We start from the raw sequence: 17,111 nt of genomic DNA, 5'->3' as shown, positions 1-17,111 counted from the left end.
ACAGCGGTAACAGTGGAGACCCAAGGGTGAAACCACCCGAAAGCAGGATCGGAGGGTGATCTCACTTGCGTCGCCCGCGCCTGTGACGCCCGGCCGGGCGCTCGGGGCCCGGCCCGGCCCCGCCTGCCCGGAGGTGCCGGCATGACCGCCCTTTCCGAAGGGTCTCCTGAGACGGCGTCCGACGCGCCGGCCGGGTTCACCCGAGGGTCTCCTGAGACGGCGTCCGACGCGCCGGCCGGGTTCATCCAAGGGTCTCCTGAGACGGCGCCCGACGCGCCGGCCGGGTTCATCCAAGGGTCACCTGAGACGGCGCCCGACGCGCTGGCCGGGTTCACCATCGGGGTGACCGCCACGCGGCGGCGGGAGGAGTTCGCCGCGCTGCTGGCGCGGCGCGGCGCCCGCGTCGTCAGCGCGCCCGCCATCCGCCTGGTGCCCCTGGCCGAGGACGCCGACCTGCTCGCCGCCACCCGGCTCACCCTCCAGGCCCCCCTGGACGACGTGGTCGTCACCACCGGCGTCGGCTTCCGCGGCTGGATGGCCGCCGCCGAGGGCTGGGGCCTGTCCGCCGACCTGGGCGACCACCTCGGCCGGGCCCGCCTGCTCACCCGCGGCCCCAAGGCCAGGGGAGCCGTACGGGCCGCCGGACTGACCGACCACTGGACGCCCGTCACCGAGTCCTGCGACGAGGTCAAGGAGCACCTGCTCGCCCAGGACCTGCGCGGTCGGCGCATCGCGGTCCAGCAGCACGGCGAGCCGCTCACCGCCTTCGTGGCGGCCCTGCGCGCGGCCGGGGCCGAGGTGATCGAGATCCCGGTCTACCGGTGGCTGCCCTGCCGCGACGGCTCGCCCCTGCGCCGCCTGATCAGCCAGGCCGTCTCGGGCGCGGTGGACGCGGTGGCCTTCACCAGCGCGCCCGCCGTCCATGCCATGCTCGGCGCGGCCCGCTCCGACGGGCTGGAGGACGCGCTGCTGGCCGCGTTCGGCGGGCCCGTCGTGGCCGCCTGCGTGGGGCCCGTGACGGCCGAGCCGCTGACCTCGCGCGGCGTACGCGTCCTGCGGCCCGACCGGTCCCGTCTCGGCGCCCTGGCCCGCGCGCTGGCCAGGCACCTGCCCGAGCACGGCGTCACCCGGCTGGTCGCGGGCGGGCACCGGCTGGAGGTGCGCGGCCACGCCGTCGTCGTGGACGGCGACCTGCGTCCGCTGCCGCCCGCGCCGATGGCGGTGCTCAAACGCCTGGCCGACAAGCCGGGCCACGTCGTCTCCCGCGCCGACCTGCGCACGGTGCTGCCGGGCAGCGCGGCCCGGGACTCGGCCGAGCACGCGGTGGAGATGGCCGTCACCCGGCTGCGCCGCGCCCTGGGTCCGGCCGGCATCGTCGAGACGGTCGTCAAACGCGGCTACCGCCTGGCCTGCCCCCACCAGCCCACCCCATGACCCCTCTCCACCCCACCCACCCCGGCCTGGCCCCGGACATCGGGCCCACTCTCATGCGTGCCCCGGCCTTCGTGCGTGCCCCCGATGTCGTGGGTGCGTGCGATGTCGTGCGTGCACCTGTGCACGCGCCCGCTCTCGTACGTGCGCCCGCTCTCGTACGTGCGCCCGACGTCGTGCGTGCGCCCGACGTCGTGGGTGCACCTGTGCACGTGCATTCGCCTGCTGGCGTGCGTGCATCTGCTGTCGTGAGTGCGCCCGCTCTTGTACGTGCGCCCGCTCTGGTGGGTGTGTCCCCTCTGGTGAGTGGGTTCGCGCTGAAGGACGGGGCGCTGCCCACGTTGGTGCTGGCCGCGCACGGCACGCGGAGTGCGGCGGGGGAGCGGGCGCTGGCCGCGCTGGCCCGTTCAGTCCGTAGGGCCCGGCCGGGGTGCCGGGTCGAGCCGAGTTTCCTGGAGATCAGCGCGCCGCTGCTCGCCGACGTGCTGCCGGCCGTGCCGGGGCCGGTGGTGGTCGTGCCGTTGCTGCTGGCCGGGGGCTACCACGTGCACGTCGACCTGCCCGAGGTGGTCGCCGCCCGCCGTCCGGACGCGCTGGTGGCCGGGCGGCTCGGTCCGCACGCCCTGCTGACCTCGGCGCTCGTCCGCACGCTGGCCCAGGCGGGGCTGCGCGCCGACGACACGGTGATCCTGGGCGCGGCGGGCTCGTCCGACCCCGCCGGGCTCGCCGACGTGCGCGCCGCGGCCCGGCGGCTCTCGGTACGCCTGTCGCGGCCGGTCACGGCGGCCTTCGCCGCCTCAGGGACGCCGTCGCTGCCGGACGCGGTGGACCAGGCACGCAGGACGTCCCGCGGCCGGGTGGTGGTGGCCTCGTACGTGCTGGCCCCCGGCTTCTTCCACGACCGGCTGACCGCCTCGGGCGCCGACCTGGTCACCGCCCCGCTCGCCCCGGACCCCGCCGTGACCGCCCTCATCTGGCACCGCTACGACCAGTCCCTCACACACCGACACCCGCACCCGACCCCCGCCGCCCGGACGTAACACCCGCCCTCACATGCCCCGAAATCCGGCCACGCGACCTCACAGGCATGGAGAGATGCAGCGACCGACCTCGCTTCCGCTCCCCGAGCTGTAGCCGAACGCCCTCTCAGCCCGCGGGCCTGGCATGTACCCCAGCGATCCCTCACCTTCCGGCCTCAGGGATGCACACGCGCGACCTCACAGCCCTGGCCTCGGGGACGCGAAACGCGACCTCCCAACGCGGCCTGGGACACAGCCACACGAACTCACCGCCCCGCCCGGACCCCCAAGGGCTGCTCGCAGAGTCGGCCGCCGGGTGTGGAGGACCGCGCCGCGGGACTGCTCCGGGAGCAGGCGGTCAGGTGTGGCGGCCTGAGACGGGATGGGCCTCGGAGTCAGTGGCCAGGTGGGGGGCCGTGGGCCGAAATGGCCCGGGGGCAGCCGTCGGGTGGGGCAGCCCGATACGGAGATGCCCCGGAGTCAGTCGTCGGGTGTAACGGTCTGGGCCGGGATGAGCCCAGGAGTCGGTCAGCGGGTGTGGTGGTCTGAGCCCGGGGTCAGCTGTCGGTGTCGCGGTCGCGGCGGCGCAGGTAGCGCTCGAACTCGGCGGCGATCGCGTCGCCGCTCGCCTCCGGCAGCTCGGCCGCGTCCTTGCGCTCCTCCAGCTCCTTGACGTATTCGGCCACCTCGCTGTCCTGCGAGGCCAGCTCGTCGACGCCGCGCTCCCAGGCGCGCGCCTCCTCGTCGAGGTCGCCGAGCGGCATCGAGATCTCCAGCACGTCCTCCATGCGGCGCAGCAGCGCGAGGGTGGCCTTCGGGTTGGGCGGCTGGGCGACGTAGTGGGGGACCGAGGCCCACAGCGAGATCGCGTCGAGCCCGGCCTCGCCGAAGGCGTGCTGGAGCACGCCGACGATGCCGGTGGGGCCCTCGTAGCGGCTGAGCTCCAGGTTGGTCGAACGGGCCAGCGCCTCGTCGGTGGCCCCGCCCAGGATCGGCACAGGACGGGTGTGCGGCGAGTCGTTGAGCAGCGCGCCCAGCATGACCGCCAGCTCGACGCCCAGCTCGCGGCAGACCTGGATGATGTCGGCGCAGAAGGAACGCCAGCGCATGTTGGGCTCGATGCCGCGCAGCAGCACGACGTCGCGCTCGCTGCCCGGCGGACGGGCGTGGAACAGCCGCGTCGTCGGCCACACGATGGACCGGGTCAGCCCGTCGCCCATCTCCACCACGGGACGGGTGACCTGGAAGTCGTAGTAGTCGTCGGGGTCGAGCGCGATCAGCGGCTCGGCCTTCCAGGACGACTCGAGATGGGCGATCACACCGCTGGAAGCCTCGCCCGCGTCGTTCCACCCCTCGAACGCGGCAATGAGCACCGGGTCGACGAGCTCGGGGAGCCCTTCGAGCTCGATCACGTGTCGCCTCCTCTCTCCCTCATCGCGCTAAGCCTATGCGGTAAGCAGGCGTCGGCGTCACCGATCTCCCCGCGAACGCTCCGAGCCACCGGCCCACCCCTTTCGCCCAGCCCACCACGCGACTATCCCCCGTCCCACGGCGCTCACCCCTCCCTTTCGTTCGCCCCTAGCGGATCACCCCGAAAGGGGCGGACCGCCCGCCGGAACGACACGAAGGAAGCCGGACGGGCCCACCGGTATTGGACGCCGGGTCAATTGACAGGCGGAAGAATAAGCGGTCGGGACTCAGCCGATAAGCTCTACGGCATGAGCATCTCCCCGTCCTTCCGAGAAGTGTTGTCCCAGCGCGTGATCGTGGCCGACGGGGCTATGGGCACGATGCTCCAGGCGCAGGACCCGACGCTCGACGACTTCGAGGGGCACGAGGGCTGCAACGAGGTCCTCAACGTCACCCGTCCCGACATCGTCCAGGGCGTGCACGACGCGTACTTCGCCGTCGGCGTCGACTGCGTCGAGACCAACACCTTCGGCGCCAACCTGGCCGCGCTCGGCGAGTACGACATCGGCGAGCGCGTCTTCGAGTACTCCGAGGCCGGCGCCCGCATCGCCCGCGAGCGGGCCGACCACTGGTCCACGCCGGAGCAGCCGCGCTTCGTCCTCGGCTCGATGGGGCCTGGCACCAAGCTGCCGACGCTGGGCCACCTGCCCTACCGGAGTCTGCGCGACGCCTACCGCGACAACGCGGCCGGCCTGATCGCGGGCGGCGCCGACGCGCTCATCATCGAGACCTGCCAGGACCTGCTCCAGGTCAAGGCCGCCGTCATCGGCGCCAAGCGGGCCGTCGAGGCGGCCGGCCGGGACGTCCCGATCATCGCCCAGGTGACGATCGAGACCAACGGCGCGATGCTGCTCGGCTCGGAGATCGGCGCCGCACTCACCGCGATCGAGCCGCTCGGCGTCGACATCGTCGGGCTCAACTGCGCGACCGGCCCGGCCGAGATGAGCGAGCACCTGCGCTACCTCGCCCGCCACTCCCGGCTCAAGCTGTCCTGCATGCCCAACGCCGGCCTGCCGGTGCTCACCTCCGACGGCGCGTACTATCCGCTGTCGGCGCAGGAGCTGGCCGACGCGCACGAGACCTTCGCCCGCGACTACGGCCTGTCGCTGGTCGGCGGCTGCTGCGGCACCACCCCCGAGCACCTGCGCCAGGTGGTCGAGCGGGTGCGCGGCAAGGAGCCGGTCGCGCGCCGCCCCCACCCCGAGCCCGGCGCATCCTCCCTCTACCAGACGGTCCCCTTCCGCCAGGACACCTCCTACCTGGCCATCGGCGAGCGCTGCAACACCAACGGCTCCAAGGCCTTCCGCGAGGCGATGCTGGAGGGCCGCTGGGACGACTGCGTGGAGACCGCCCGCGACCAGGCCCGCGACGGCGCCCACATGCTCGACCTGTGCGTCGACTACGTCGGCCGCGACGGCGTGGCCGACATGAAGGAGCTGGCCTTCCGCTTCGCCACCGCCTCCACGCTGCCGATCATGCTCGACTCCACCGAGCCCGCCGTGCTCCAGGCCGGCCTGGAGATGCTCGGCGGCCGGGCGGCCGTCAACTCCGTCAACTACGAGGACGGCGACGGCCCCGACTCCCGCTTCCAGAAGATCATGCGCCTGGTGCGCGAGCACGGCGCGGCCGTCGTCGCGCTGACCATCGACGAGGAGGGCCAGGCCCGCACCGCCGACTGGAAGGTGCGCGTGGCCTCCCGCCTCATCGAGGACCTGACCGGCAACTGGGGCATGCGCGTCGAGGACATCATCGTCGACTGCCTGACCTTCCCCATCGCGACGGGCCAGGAGGAGACCAGGCGCGACGGCCTGGAGACCATCGAGGCCATCCGCGAGCTCAAGCGCCGCTACCCGGGCGTGCAGACCACGCTGGGGCTGTCCAACATCAGCTTCGGCCTCAACCCGGCCGCCCGCATGGTGCTCAACTCGGTGTTCCTCAACGAGTGCGTCAACGCCGGCCTCGACTCCGCCATCGTGCACGCCTCCAAGATCCTGCCGATGGCCCGCATCCCCGACGAGCAGCGCCAGGTCGCGCTCGACATGGTCTACGACCGCCGCCGCGAGGGCTACGACCCGCTGCAGCGCTTCATGGACCTGTTCGAGGGCGTCGACGCCGCGGCCATGCGCGCCGGCAAGGCCGAGGAGCTGGCCGCGCTGCCGCTGTGGGAGCGGCTCAAGCGGCGCATCATCGACGGCGAGCGCAAGGGCCTGGAGGCCGACCTCGACGACGCGCTCACCCAGCGGCCCGCGCTGGAGATCATCAACGAGGTGCTGCTCGACGGCATGAAGACGGTCGGCGAGCTGTTCGGCTCCGGCCAGATGCAGCTGCCGTTCGTGCTGCAGTCGGCCGAGGTGATGAAGGCCGCCGTGGCCTACCTGGAGCCGCACATGGACCGCGTCGAGGGCGAGACCAAGGGCCGCATCGTGCTGGCCACGGTCAAGGGCGACGTGCACGACATCGGCAAGAACCTGGTGGACATCATTCTGTCCAACAACGGCTACCAGGTGGTCAACCTCGGCATCAAGCAGCCGGTCTCGGCCATCCTGGAGGCCGCCGACGAGCAGAAGGCCGACGTGATCGGCATGTCCGGGCTGCTGGTGAAGTCGACGGTCATCATGAAGGAGAACCTGGAGGAGATGAACTCCAGGGGCCTGTCGGAGAAGTACCCGGTGCTGCTCGGCGGCGCCGCGCTCACCCGCGCCTACGTCGAGCAGGACCTCGCCGAGCTGTTCGAGGGCGAGGTGCGCTACGCCCGCGACGCGTTCGAGGGCCTGCGGCTGATGGACTCGTTCATGGCCGTCAAGCGCGGCGTCGCGGGCGCCACGCTGCCGCCGCTGCGCGAGCGGCGGGTCAGGACCGGCGCGGTGCTGCAGCGCACCCCGGTCGAGGAGCTGCCCGCCCGCTCCGACGTGGCCGCCGACAACCCGGTGCCCACGCCGCCCTTCCACGGCGACCGCGTGGTCAAGGGCATCTCGCTGAACGAGTACGCGGCCTTCCTCGACGAGCGCGCCCTGTTCCTGGGCCAGTGGGGCCTCAAGCCCACCAGGGGCGGCGACGGGCCCGGCTACGAGGAGCTGGTCGAGACCGAGGGCCGGCCCAGGCTGCGCATGTGGCTGGAGCGCATGCAGACCGAGGGCCTGCTGGAGGCGGCCGTCGTCTACGGCTACTTCCCGTGCGTCAGCGACGGCGACTCGCTGATCATCCTGGGTGACGACGGCAACGAGCGCACCCGTTTCACCTTCCCGCGCCAGCGCCGCGACCGGCACCTGTGCCTGGCCGACTTCTTCCGGAGCAAGGACTCCGGCGAGGTCGACGTCGTCGGCTTCCAGGTGGCCACCATGGGGGCCAAGATCTCCCAGGCCACCGCCGAGCTGTTCGCCAAGGACGCCTACCGCGACTACCTGGAGCTGCACGGCCTGTCGGTGCAGCTCACCGAGGCGCTGGCCGAGTACTGGCACGCCCGGGTGCGCGCGGAGTGGGGCATCGGCGGTCAGGAGACCCTCGACGACATGCTCAAGGTCAACATCCAGGGCTGCCGCTACTCCTTCGGCTACCCGGCCTGCCCCAACCTGGAGGACCAGCAGCAGCTGTTCGAGCTGCTCGACCCGGGGCGCATCGGCGTCAGCCTGTCGGAGGAGTTCCAGCTCCACCCCGAGCAGGCCACCTCGGCGCTGGTCGCACACCACCCCGAGGCCAAGTACTTCAACGTCTAGTTCGTCATCGGGGGAAAGCACGTGGAAGCGGTCTTCTTCGACATGGACGGCCTGCTCGTCGACAGCGAGAAGGTCTGGCTGGAGATCGAGACCAGGGTGATGGCCAGGCTCGGCGCCGCCTGGACGCCCCAGCACCAGGCCCACCTGGTCGGCGGGTCCATGGAGCGCACGCTCGACTACATGCTCGCCGTCTCCGGGGCCGACGTCCCGGCGCCGACGGTGCAGGAGTGGATGGTCGCCGGCATGGTCGAGCGCCTGGCCGAGGGCGTCGCCGTCATGCCGGGGGCCGCGGAGCTGCTGGAGGCGCTGCGCGACGAGGGGGTGCCGGTCGGCCTGGTCACCTCGTCGATGAAGGAGATCGCCGACGCCGTGCTGAAGGGCTTCGGCGAAGACCGCTTCGACGTCGTCGTCACCGCCGCCGACGTCGAGCGGACCAAGCCCGACCCCGAGCCCTACCTCAAGGCGGCCGGGCTGCTCGGCGTCGAGCCGGTGCGCTGCGTGGTGCTGGAGGACTCACCCAACGGCGTGGCGGCCGCCACGGCGGCCGGCTGCGCCGTCGTGGCCGTCCCCAACCTGCTGCCCGTCGAGCCTGCCCCCGGCCGTCTGGTGGTCTCCTCGCTGGCCGGCGTCGGCGTCGCCGATCTGCGCGCGCTGATCCCCTAGGGGGCGTCTGGTCCTCGCGGAGGAGAGGCCCCCGTCGTTTCGCGTGCCAGGATGGAAGGCGTAGTCGAGACGAGGGGCGGCCGTAATGTTCAATCAGATCGCCTGGTTGCCGCTGTGCGCCGGGGTGACGGCGGTAGGGCTGGTGCTGAGCTTCCTGGCCTTCAGGCGCCGGGGTGCGGCCGCGGGGATGAGGCTGGCGGCCTGGTCCCTGCTGCCGGTGGCGGCCTACCTGACCGGCGCGCTCAGCGCGCTGTGGACGATCGGGGCGACCGCGGTGGGGTTCGTCACCGGGCTGGTGCTCAACCCGATGGTGTGGGCCGGTGTGGCCGTGGCGGGCCTGGCCGCCGTGCTGTTCGTGGTCTCCGGGGTGATGCGCGGCCGCAGGCTGTCCTTGGGGCGCAAGAAGAAGGCCGCTCCCGAGCCGGGAGGGAAGCCGCCGGTTCAGCCTGTAGCGAACAAACCCCAGCCGTCGGTGGCCCCGAAGACCCCCAAGACCGACGATGACTTCTCCGATATCGAAGCGCTTCTGAAGCGCCGCGGCATCAGCTGATTTCGGACGGAAACGGTCGTGGATCGGCACTGTCACAGTTCCGAGACCCAACCGGGACGGGCCGTAGACATTCACATCAAGATCGATACGAATAAGTTTCGCGTCAATCACAGTTGAGCCACATCGAGCGCTGAGGGACTGGTCATACCAGCTCAGGCCATAGATTCTGCCTCCTGGGGCCGCGACTCTGCGGACTCGCCTTGCACGGGCGCACTACCCTGACCGGGTCGCGCCGACACGGACGACGTCGTCTGGAATCCAGGGGGCCACTGGCATGACCGCACCGCTCGATGTTCCTGACTCGGCCGTCGAGGCCGGGCCGGAGACCGTTCTTGAGGGGGCGGAGTCTTCAGTCATCCGGGGGCGTTCCCTCGGGCAGATCGCCTGGATGCGCCTCAAGCGCGACCGCATCGCGATGATCGGCGGCATCGTCATCGTCCTGCTGATCCTCGTGGCGATCTTCGCGCCGCTGCTGGTGTCGTGGTTCGGTCACGACCCGGCCGAATGGCACCGGGAGAAGATCGACCCGGCGATCCAGGCTCCGATCGGCGCCTTCGGCGGCATGAGCTGGGACTTCCTGTTCGGTGTCGAGCCCACCACGGGCCGCGACCTGTTCAGCCGGATCCTGTACGGCGCCCGCATCTCGCTGCTGATCGCGTTCTTCGCGACGCTGCTGTGCGTGGTGATCGGCACCGTGCTGGGGATGATCGCCGGCTTCTTCGGCGGCTGGGTCGACACCATCATCTCCCGCCTCATGGACATCTTCCTCGCCTTCCCGCTGCTGGTGTTCGCGCTGGCGCTGGCCGGCGTCATCCCCGACAAGGCGTTCGGCATGTCGGGCGACACCCTCAGGATCAGCCTGCTGGTGTTCATCATCGGCTTCTTCAACTGGCCCTACATCGGGCGCATCATCCGGGGCCAGACGCTCTCCCTGCGCGAGCGGGAGTTCGTCGACGCCTCCAGAAGCCTGGGCGCGCGCAGCCACACGATCCTGTTCAAGGAGATCCTGCCCAACCTGCTCGCGCCGATCCTCGTGTACTCGACGCTGCTGATCCCGTCGAACATCCTGTTCGAGGCCGCACTCTCCTTCCTCGGCGTGGGCGTGCGGCCGCCGACCCCCACGTGGGGAGGCATGCTGGCTGAGGCGGTCCACAACTACGACGTGGCGCCCAACTTCATGATCTTCCCCGGCCTCGCGATCTTCATCACCGTGCTGGCGTTCAACCTGCTCGGTGACGGCCTCAGGGACGCCTTCGATCCCAAGGCCCGATAAGGCCTCGTGAGTAGTTATCCGCAAGTTCTCTCAACTCCTAGATTCAAGGGGTGTGTCAGGTCGATGAAGATGAGATCTAAGGCGTCGGCGATCGCGGTGACCGCCGCTCTCGCCGTGGTCGTCTCCGCGTGTGGCGGCGGCGGTGGCAGCAAGAACACCAGCGGCTCGGGCAGCGACGACAAGCCGTCCAGCAAGTACAACGCGGGCGTGACGGCGGTCATCAACCCGTCGGAGAAGGTCGGCGGCACCCTGCACATGGGCATGCCCGGCGACTTCGACTCGGTGGACCCGGGCGACATGTACTACGGCTACGCCTGGAACTTCGCCCGCCTCTACACGCGCGCGCTCACCATGTTCAAGCCGGTCCCCGGCGAGGAGGGCCTGCAGCTCGTCGGCGACCTGGCCGAGGGCCTGGGCACGCCGAGCGACGGCGGCAAGACGTGGACGTACAAGCTGCGCAAGGGCGTCAAGTTCGAGGACGGCACCCCGGTCACCTCGAAGGACGTCAAGTACGGCGTGGCGCGCTCGCTGGACAAGGACATCCTGCCCAGCGGCCCGACGTACTTCAACGACTGGCTCGACGTCGGCAGCTACACCGGCCCGTACAAGATGAAGGGCAAGCTCGACGACTTCAAGGCGATCGAGACCCCCGACGACCAGACCATCGTCTTCCACCTGAAGAAGGCGTACGGCGGTTTCGACTACTTCGCCATGCTCCCGCAGACGGCCCCCGTGCCCGAGGCCAAGGACACCGGCTCGAAGTACAAGGAGCACCCGGTCGCGACCGGCCCGTACATGTTCAAGGCGCACGAGCTCACCAAGCGCATCGAGCTCGTCAAGAACCCGAACTGGGACGCGGCGACCGACCCCAACCGCAAGCAGCTCAACGACTCGATCGAGGTGCTGCTGGGCCAGAACGAGGACGACCTCGACCAGCGCCTGCTCTCCGGCAAGATCGACGTCAAGGTCAACAGCACCGGCGTGGCGGCCAACGCCCGCAAGACGGTCCTGACCGACGAGAAGGTCAAGCAGTACGCCGACTCGGCCCCGATCGACCGCACCTGGTTCACCAACATCAACGGTGACGTGCCGCCGTTCGACAACATCCACTGCCGCAAGGCCGTGCTGTACGCGACCGACCGCTCGGCCATCCAGGGCGCCTACGGCGGCCCGGACGCCGGTGGCGACGTGGCCCTCAGCCTCATGCCGGCCAAGATGACCGGTTACGAGAAGATCGACCCCTACGGCGTCGAGGCCAACCCGACCGGCGACATCGCCAAGGCCAAGGAAGAACTGGCGGCCTGCGGCCAGCCCAACGGCTTCAGCACCACCATCTCCTTCCGCAACGAGCGCTCTGCCGAGAAGCAGACCGCCGAGTCGCTGCAGCAGTCGCTCGGCCGCGTGGGCATCAAGCTGGAGCTCAAGGGCTTCCCGCAGGGTGACTACTTCAAGCTGTACGCTGGCAAGCCCGACTTCGCCAAGAAGAACAACCTGGGCCTCATGGTCTACGGCTGGGGCGCCGACTACCCCGAGGGCTTCGGCTTCTTCCAGCAGATCGTCGACAGCCGGGTCATCCGTCCCGCCGGTAACACCAACCTCGGCGTGAAGGACCCCAAGATCGACGAGCTGATCGACCAGGCCGCGGGCGAGACCGACGCGACCAAGCGCAACAGCATCTGGGCCGCCGTCGACAAGCAGGTCATGGAGTCGGCCTACATCCTTCCCTACGTCTGGGCGCACGGCCTGTTCTACCGTCCGCCGCAGCTGAAGAACGTCTTCGTCTCCCAGAACTGGGGCATGTACGAGTTCCTCACGCTGAGCACCCAGTAGCAACGGCGCATACTGCCGGAACGTCCCGTACCGAAAGCAGGTGAAGGCTTCGGCGGCCGGGCTCACAAGGCCCGGCCGCCATGGCCGAGATCAGTGTTCACATACATTCTCAGACGGTTGATAGCGGCCGTCATGCTGCTCTTCGTGGTGAGCATCGCGACGTTCGCCATCTTCTTCCTCGTGCCTCGGCTCGCTGGGATGTCCGCTGACGACCTGGCCTCCCGGTACGTGGGCAAGGCGGCCAACGCCGAGGTGATCCACGACACGGCTGTGCGCCTCGGCTTCTACGACCCGATCCTGGTCCAGTACGGGCGTTTCGTGCAGGGCATCTTCGTCGGCGTCGACCGCAACTACGGCCCCGGCATCGAGCACTGCCCGGCGCCCTGCTTCGGCTACAGCTACGTCAGCCAGAACCCGGTCCTGCCCGACCTGCTCAACCGCCTGCCGATCACCTTGTCGCTGGCGCTCGGCGCGGCCGTGGTGTGGGTCATCTTCGGCGTGGCCACCGGCGTGCTGTCGGCGCTGCGCCGCGGCAGCTTCTTCGACCGCCTGTCCATGGGCATCGCCCTGGCCGGCGTCTCGCTGCCGATCTTCTTCACCGGCATCGTCTCCCTGGCCATCTTCCGCGACCAGCTCGGCCTGGTCGGCGACGTGGCCGACTGGGTGCCGATCAGCGAAGACCCGCTCACCTGGGCCAACAACCTCATGCTGCCCTGGGTGACGCTCGCCTTCCTGTACGCCGCCGGCTACGCCCGCCTCACCCGCGCGGGCATGCTGGAGACCATGTCGGAGGACTACATCCGCACGGCCAGGGCCAAGGGCCTGCCCGAGCGGAAGGTGGTGCTCAAACACGGGCTGCGGGCCACGCTCACCCCCGTGGTCACCATGTTCGGCCTCGACCTGGGGCTGCTGCTCGGCGGCGCCGTCCTGACCGAGAGCACCTTCTCGCTGCCCGGCATCGGCAAGTACGCCGTCGACGCCATCAGCAACAACGACCTTCCCCAGGTGATGGGCGTCACGATCGTCGCGGCGGCCTTCATCATCCTGGCCAACCTGATCGTCGACCTGCTCTACGCGGTCGTTGACCCGAGAGTGAGGCTGGCGTGAGTCCCTTCCTCGACGTCAAGGACCTGAAGATCCACTTCCCGACCGACGACGGCCTGGTCCGCTCCGTCGACGGGCTGACCTTCAGCCTCGAACGCGGCAAGACCCTCGGCATCGTCGGCGAGTCCGGCTCGGGCAAGTCGGTGACCAGCCTCGGCATCCTCGGCCTGCACAAGGGCAAGGGCGCCAACGTCTCGGGCGAGATCTGGCTCGACGGCGAGGAGCTCGTGGGCGCCTCGCAGGAGCACGTGCGCGGGCTGCGCGGCAAGAAGATGGCGATGATCTTCCAGGATCCGCTGTCGGCGATGCACCCCTTCTACACGGTCGGCGACCAGATCGTCGAGGCGTACCGGATCCACCACAAGGTCACCAAGGCCGTCGCCAAGAAGCACGCCGTGGACATGCTGGGCCGCGTGGGCATCCCCGAGCCCCAGCGCCGCGTCGACTCCTACCCGCACGAGTTCTCCGGCGGCATGCGGCAGCGCGCGATGATCGCCATGGCGCTGTCGTGCGACCCCGAACTGCTCATCGCCGACGAGCCGACCACCGCGCTCGACGTGACCGTGCAGGCCCAGATCCTCGACCTCATGGTCGACCTGCAGCGCGAGTTCAACTCCGCGCTGATCATCATCACCCACGACCTGGGCGTGGTGGCCGAGCTGTCCGACGACATCCTGGTCATGTACGGCGGCAAGTGCATCGAGTACGGCACCGCCGACGACATCTTCTACCGTCCCGAGCACCCCTACACATGGGGTCTACTGGGATCGATGCCCCGCCTCGACCGGGAGCCCACCGAACGGCTGCTGCCGATCAAGGGCTCGCCGCCGTCCCTGATCAACGTGCCTTCGGGCTGCGCCTTCCACCCCCGCTGCCCCTACGCCGAGCGCACCGGGGGCAAGTCCAGCAGCGAGGTGCCCGGCCTGATCGAGACCGAGGGCGGCCACCTGGTGCGCTGCCACATGAGCAGGACGGAGCGGCGGGAGCTGTGGGAGAACGAGATCAAGCCAGTGCTGGAGAGCCAGTGAGCGAGACGGTGACCGCGAACGAGCCGCTTCTTTCCGTCCAGGGGCTGGAGAAGCACTTCCCGGTGACGAAGGGCCTGCTCAAGCGGCAGGTCGGCGCCGTCAAGGCGGTCGACGGGGTCAGCTTCGACGTCTACAAGGGCGAGACGCTCGGCCTGGTGGGGGAGTCCGGCTGCGGCAAGTCCACCACCGGCCGCCTGGTCACCAGGCTCCTTGAGCCGACCGGCGGCAAGGTCGTCTTCGAGGGCCAGGACATCACGCACATGGGGCAGGGCAGGCTCAGGCCGCTCCGCCGCGACATGCAGATGATCTTCCAGGACCCGTTCTCGTCGCTGAACCCCCGCCACACCGTCGGCACCATCGTCGGCGCGCCCTTCCGCATCCAGGGCGTGCAGACCGAGAACGGCGTCAAGAAGGCGGTCCAGGACATCCTCGCCCTGGTCGGGCTCAACCCCGAGCACTACAACCGCTACCCGCACGAGTTCTCCGGCGGTCAGCGGCAGCGCATCGGCATCGCCCGCACGCTCGCGCTCAAGCCCAAGCTCATCATCGCCGACGAGCCGGTCTCCGCGCTCGACGTGTCCATCCAGGCCCAGGTCGTCAACCTGCTGGAGGACCTGCAGAACGAGCTCGACCTGACCTACGTCGTGATCGCCCACGACCTGTCGGTGGTGCGCCACATCAGCGACCGGGTCGCGGTCATGTACCTGGGCAAGATCGTCGAGATCGCCGACCGCAAGAGCCTCTACAGCTCGCCGATGCACCCCTACACCAACGCCCTGCTGTCGGCCGTGCCCGTGCCCGACCCCAAGGCGCGCAAGGAACGCGAGCGCATCAGGCTCACCGGCGACGTGCCGAGCCCGCTCAACCCGCCGCCCGCCTGCCGCTTCCACACCCGCTGCTGGAAGGCGCAGGAGATCTGCAAGACGGTCGAGCCGCCCCTGGAGGAGCTGGCCGGCGGCCACCGCGTGGCCTGCCACTTCCCGGAGAACGCGCCCGCCGCCGCGACCGCCGCGGCGACGCAGGCCTGACCCCGGTGTGACGCGGGCCTGACGCGGGCCCTGAGACCTTGCGGCCGCCGCCCTCCTGCCGGGGCGGCGGCCTCAGGACGTCGCGCCGGGCGTGATCAGCCCGGTCTCGTACGCCAGCACCACGGCCTGCACCCGGTCGCGCAGCCCCAGCTTGGTCAGCACGTTGCCCACGTGCGTCTTGACCGTCGTCTCGCTCACCACGAGCTTGGCCGCGATCTCCGCGTTGGACATGCCCTTGGCGATCAGCCGCAGCACCTCCAGCTCCCGCTCGGTCAGCCGGTCGAGGCGGGCCGGCGTGGCCTGCTCGTAGGCCGAGGGCAGCCGCTTGGAGAACCGGTCGAGCAGCCGCCTGGTCACGCTCGGCGCCACGATCGCGTCGCCCGCCGCCACCACCCGGATCGCCTGCACCAGCTCGTCGGGCGGCACGTCCTTCAGCAGGAAGCCCGACGCCCCCGACCGCAGCGCCTCCACGATGTACTCGTCGAGGTCGAACGTGGTCAGCACCAGCACCTTCGGCACGTGCGCCGTGGGCGCGGCCTCCCGCACGATCCGGCGGGTCGCCTCGATGCCGTCGACGCCCGGCATCCGGATGTCCATGAGCACCACGTCGGGCAGCAACGCCCTGGTCTGCTCCATCGCGTCCTTGCCGTCGCCGGCCTGGCCGACCACCGTGATGTCGGACTCGGCCTCCAAGATCAGGCGAAATCCCGTGCGCAGCAGCGGCTGGTCGTCCACCAGCAGCACTCTGATCGTCATTGGCCGTCCTTCAACGGGAACCTCGCCCGCACCTCGAAACCGCCCCCCGGTCGCGGACCGATGTTCAGAATTCCACCATAGAGTGCGACCCGCTCGCGAATGCCGACCAGGCCGTGGCCCGTCCGGTCGGCCGCAGGCGCGGCGCCCCTGCCGTCGTCCTCGACGCGTACGTCGAGGCCCGAGGGGGCGTGCGAGACGGTGACCACCGCCTCGGCCCCGGCCCCGGCGTGCCGCAGGCTGTTCGTCAGCCCCTCCTGGACCAGCCGGTAGGCGGCCAGGTCGACCCCCGCGGGCAGCGGCCGCGGCTCGCCCTCCACACGCAGCCGCGTGGGCAGCCCCGCCTCGCGCATCTGCTCCACCAGCCCCGGCAGGTCGCCCACGCCCGGCTGCGGCCCCAGCTCGGCCCGCGCGTCAGTGCGCAGCACGCCCACGATGTTGCGCATCTCGGACATGGCCAGCCGCCCGGTGTTCTCGATCGCCGACAGCGCCTCCCGCGCCAGGTCGGGATCGGCGGCCAGCACCCGCCGCGCCGCGGCCGCCTGCACCGTCATCACGCTCACGTGGTGGGCCACCACGTCGTGCAGCTCACGGGCGATGCGCGAGCGCTCCTCGGCCCGCGCGGCCCGCGTGTCGGCCGCGTGGGCCCGCTCCAGCCGGGCCGCCCGGTCGCGCAGCTCCTCCAGGTACGCCCGCCGCAGCCGCAGGCTCCTGCCCGCCCCCCAGACCGCCAGCAGCACCAGCACCGCCACCACGTGCCCGCTCGCGCCCGGCGGCGTGACCGGCCCTGCTACCGCCCCCACCGCGTACGTCAGCAGCGAGACCAGCAGCCCGCCCAGCGCCACCGCCAGCCCCCGGTTGGAGGCCACCGAGTACACCAGCACCAGGCTGGACACCCCCGACGCGCCGGCGCCGTACCCCAGCGCGGTCAGCGCCGTCTCGGGGATCAGGCCGGCGCACAGCGCCGCCAGCGGCCAGCGCCTGCGCACCGCGATGGGCGCGGCGGCCAGCACCAGCAGCGTCGCCCCGAGCCCGTCGGGGGCGCGCATGCTCACCGTCGTCAGCTCCGCCGGCTCCAGGCGCTCGGGCCCGTAGAGGAGGAAGAGCGTCACCGAGGCCGCGGCCACCACCACGGCCAGGACCGTGTCGTGGAACAGGGGTCGGTCGATCCGCACCGCTTCACTGTAGGCCCAGGTGAGAGCCTTGAACTCCTCCCTTCGGAGGATAAGGGGCGGCCTGCGGGAGGGCT

The 17,111-nt window shown here is 70.6% G+C and carries 14 protein-coding genes; 11 read left to right on the top strand and 3 right to left on the bottom strand.

The genetic code is table 11. The features are described from left to right. The first annotated feature begins 141 nt into the window (after positions 1 to 141). The 3 genes from ACIBQ6_RS38115 (at position 142) to ACIBQ6_RS38105 (ending at position 2,471) form a co-directional block, all read left to right on the top strand. Positions 142 to 1,434, top strand: a complete 1,293-nt coding sequence (locus ACIBQ6_RS38115) for a uroporphyrinogen-III synthase (RefSeq protein ID WP_397218041.1) — start codon at positions 142 to 144, stop codon at positions 1,432 to 1,434. Positions 1,435 to 1,518: 84 nt separating this feature from the next. After that, positions 1,519 to 1,683: a hypothetical protein gene (locus ACIBQ6_RS38110; RefSeq protein ID WP_397218039.1), complete on the top strand. Its 165-nt coding sequence runs from the start codon at positions 1,519 to 1,521 to the stop codon at positions 1,681 to 1,683. A 38-nt stretch (positions 1,684 to 1,721) separates the two neighbouring features. Then, the gene (locus ACIBQ6_RS38105; protein ID WP_397218037.1) at positions 1,722 to 2,471 is read left to right on the top strand and encodes a sirohydrochlorin chelatase; all 750 of its coding nucleotides are present in this window, start codon (positions 1,722 to 1,724) and stop codon (positions 2,469 to 2,471) included. A gap of 536 nt (positions 2,472 to 3,007) precedes the next feature. Here the strand turns inward: ACIBQ6_RS38105 and ACIBQ6_RS38100 are convergent. Next, on the bottom strand, positions 3,008 to 3,862 hold the full coding sequence (locus ACIBQ6_RS38100; protein WP_397218034.1) for a PAC2 family protein: 855 nt from the start codon (positions 3,860 to 3,862) through the stop codon (positions 3,008 to 3,010). Positions 3,863 to 4,168: 306 nt separating this feature from the next. Between ACIBQ6_RS38100 and metH the strand changes: the two genes are divergently transcribed. The 8 genes from metH (at position 4,169) to ACIBQ6_RS38060 (ending at position 15,109) form a co-directional block, all read left to right on the top strand. Next, positions 4,169 to 7,633: a methionine synthase gene (metH, locus tag ACIBQ6_RS38095; protein ID WP_397218032.1), complete on the top strand. Its 3,465-nt coding sequence runs from the start codon at positions 4,169 to 4,171 to the stop codon at positions 7,631 to 7,633. 21 nt (positions 7,634 to 7,654) lie between these two features. Next, entirely contained in the window at positions 7,655 to 8,296 is a 642-nt protein-coding gene (locus tag ACIBQ6_RS38090) for an HAD family phosphatase (protein ID WP_358298991.1), read from the top strand. An 85-nt stretch (positions 8,297 to 8,381) separates the two neighbouring features. Then, complete coding sequence (locus tag ACIBQ6_RS38085) at positions 8,382 to 8,846, top strand: cellulose synthase (RefSeq protein ID WP_358298993.1); 465 nt, start codon at positions 8,382 to 8,384, stop codon at positions 8,844 to 8,846. A gap of 274 nt (positions 8,847 to 9,120) precedes the next feature. Then, positions 9,121 to 10,119, top strand: coding sequence for an ABC transporter permease (locus ACIBQ6_RS38080; RefSeq protein ID WP_352364026.1), 999 nt, complete (start codon positions 9,121 to 9,123; stop codon positions 10,117 to 10,119). 63 nt (positions 10,120 to 10,182) lie between these two features. Further along, positions 10,183 to 11,949, top strand: coding sequence for an ABC transporter substrate-binding protein (locus tag ACIBQ6_RS38075; RefSeq protein ID WP_397218030.1), 1,767 nt, complete (start codon positions 10,183 to 10,185; stop codon positions 11,947 to 11,949). Between the two features lie 93 nt (positions 11,950 to 12,042). Next, positions 12,043 to 13,056, top strand: a complete 1,014-nt coding sequence (locus tag ACIBQ6_RS38070) for an ABC transporter permease (RefSeq protein ID WP_352364030.1) — start codon at positions 12,043 to 12,045, stop codon at positions 13,054 to 13,056. After that, complete coding sequence (locus tag ACIBQ6_RS38065; protein WP_358298997.1) at positions 13,053 to 14,081, top strand: ABC transporter ATP-binding protein; 1,029 nt, start codon at positions 13,053 to 13,055, stop codon at positions 14,079 to 14,081. The genes ACIBQ6_RS38070 and ACIBQ6_RS38065 overlap by 4 nt, the downstream gene beginning before the upstream one ends. Further along, positions 14,078 to 15,109, top strand: a complete 1,032-nt coding sequence (locus ACIBQ6_RS38060; protein WP_352326884.1) for a dipeptide ABC transporter ATP-binding protein — start codon at positions 14,078 to 14,080, stop codon at positions 15,107 to 15,109. The genes ACIBQ6_RS38065 and ACIBQ6_RS38060 overlap by 4 nt, the downstream gene beginning before the upstream one ends. Before the next feature lie 72 nt (positions 15,110 to 15,181). On the opposite strand, the gene ACIBQ6_RS38055 is transcribed toward ACIBQ6_RS38060, so the two are convergent. Beyond that, complete coding sequence (locus ACIBQ6_RS38055) at positions 15,182 to 15,865, bottom strand: response regulator transcription factor (RefSeq protein WP_358298999.1); 684 nt, start codon at positions 15,863 to 15,865, stop codon at positions 15,182 to 15,184. Continuing rightward, complete coding sequence (locus ACIBQ6_RS38050) at positions 15,862 to 17,037, bottom strand: sensor histidine kinase (protein ID WP_397218027.1); 1,176 nt, start codon at positions 17,035 to 17,037, stop codon at positions 15,862 to 15,864. The genes ACIBQ6_RS38055 and ACIBQ6_RS38050 overlap by 4 nt, the downstream gene beginning before the upstream one ends. Positions 17,038 to 17,111: the final 74 nt, after the last annotated feature.

Source organism: Nonomuraea sp. NPDC049655 (assembly GCF_044465465.1).
GTDB lineage: Bacteria > Actinomycetota > Actinomycetes > Streptosporangiales > Streptosporangiaceae > Nonomuraea.
The sequence above is the reverse complement of the archived record's forward strand: the minus strand, read 5'-3'. Positions and strand labels throughout refer to the sequence as shown.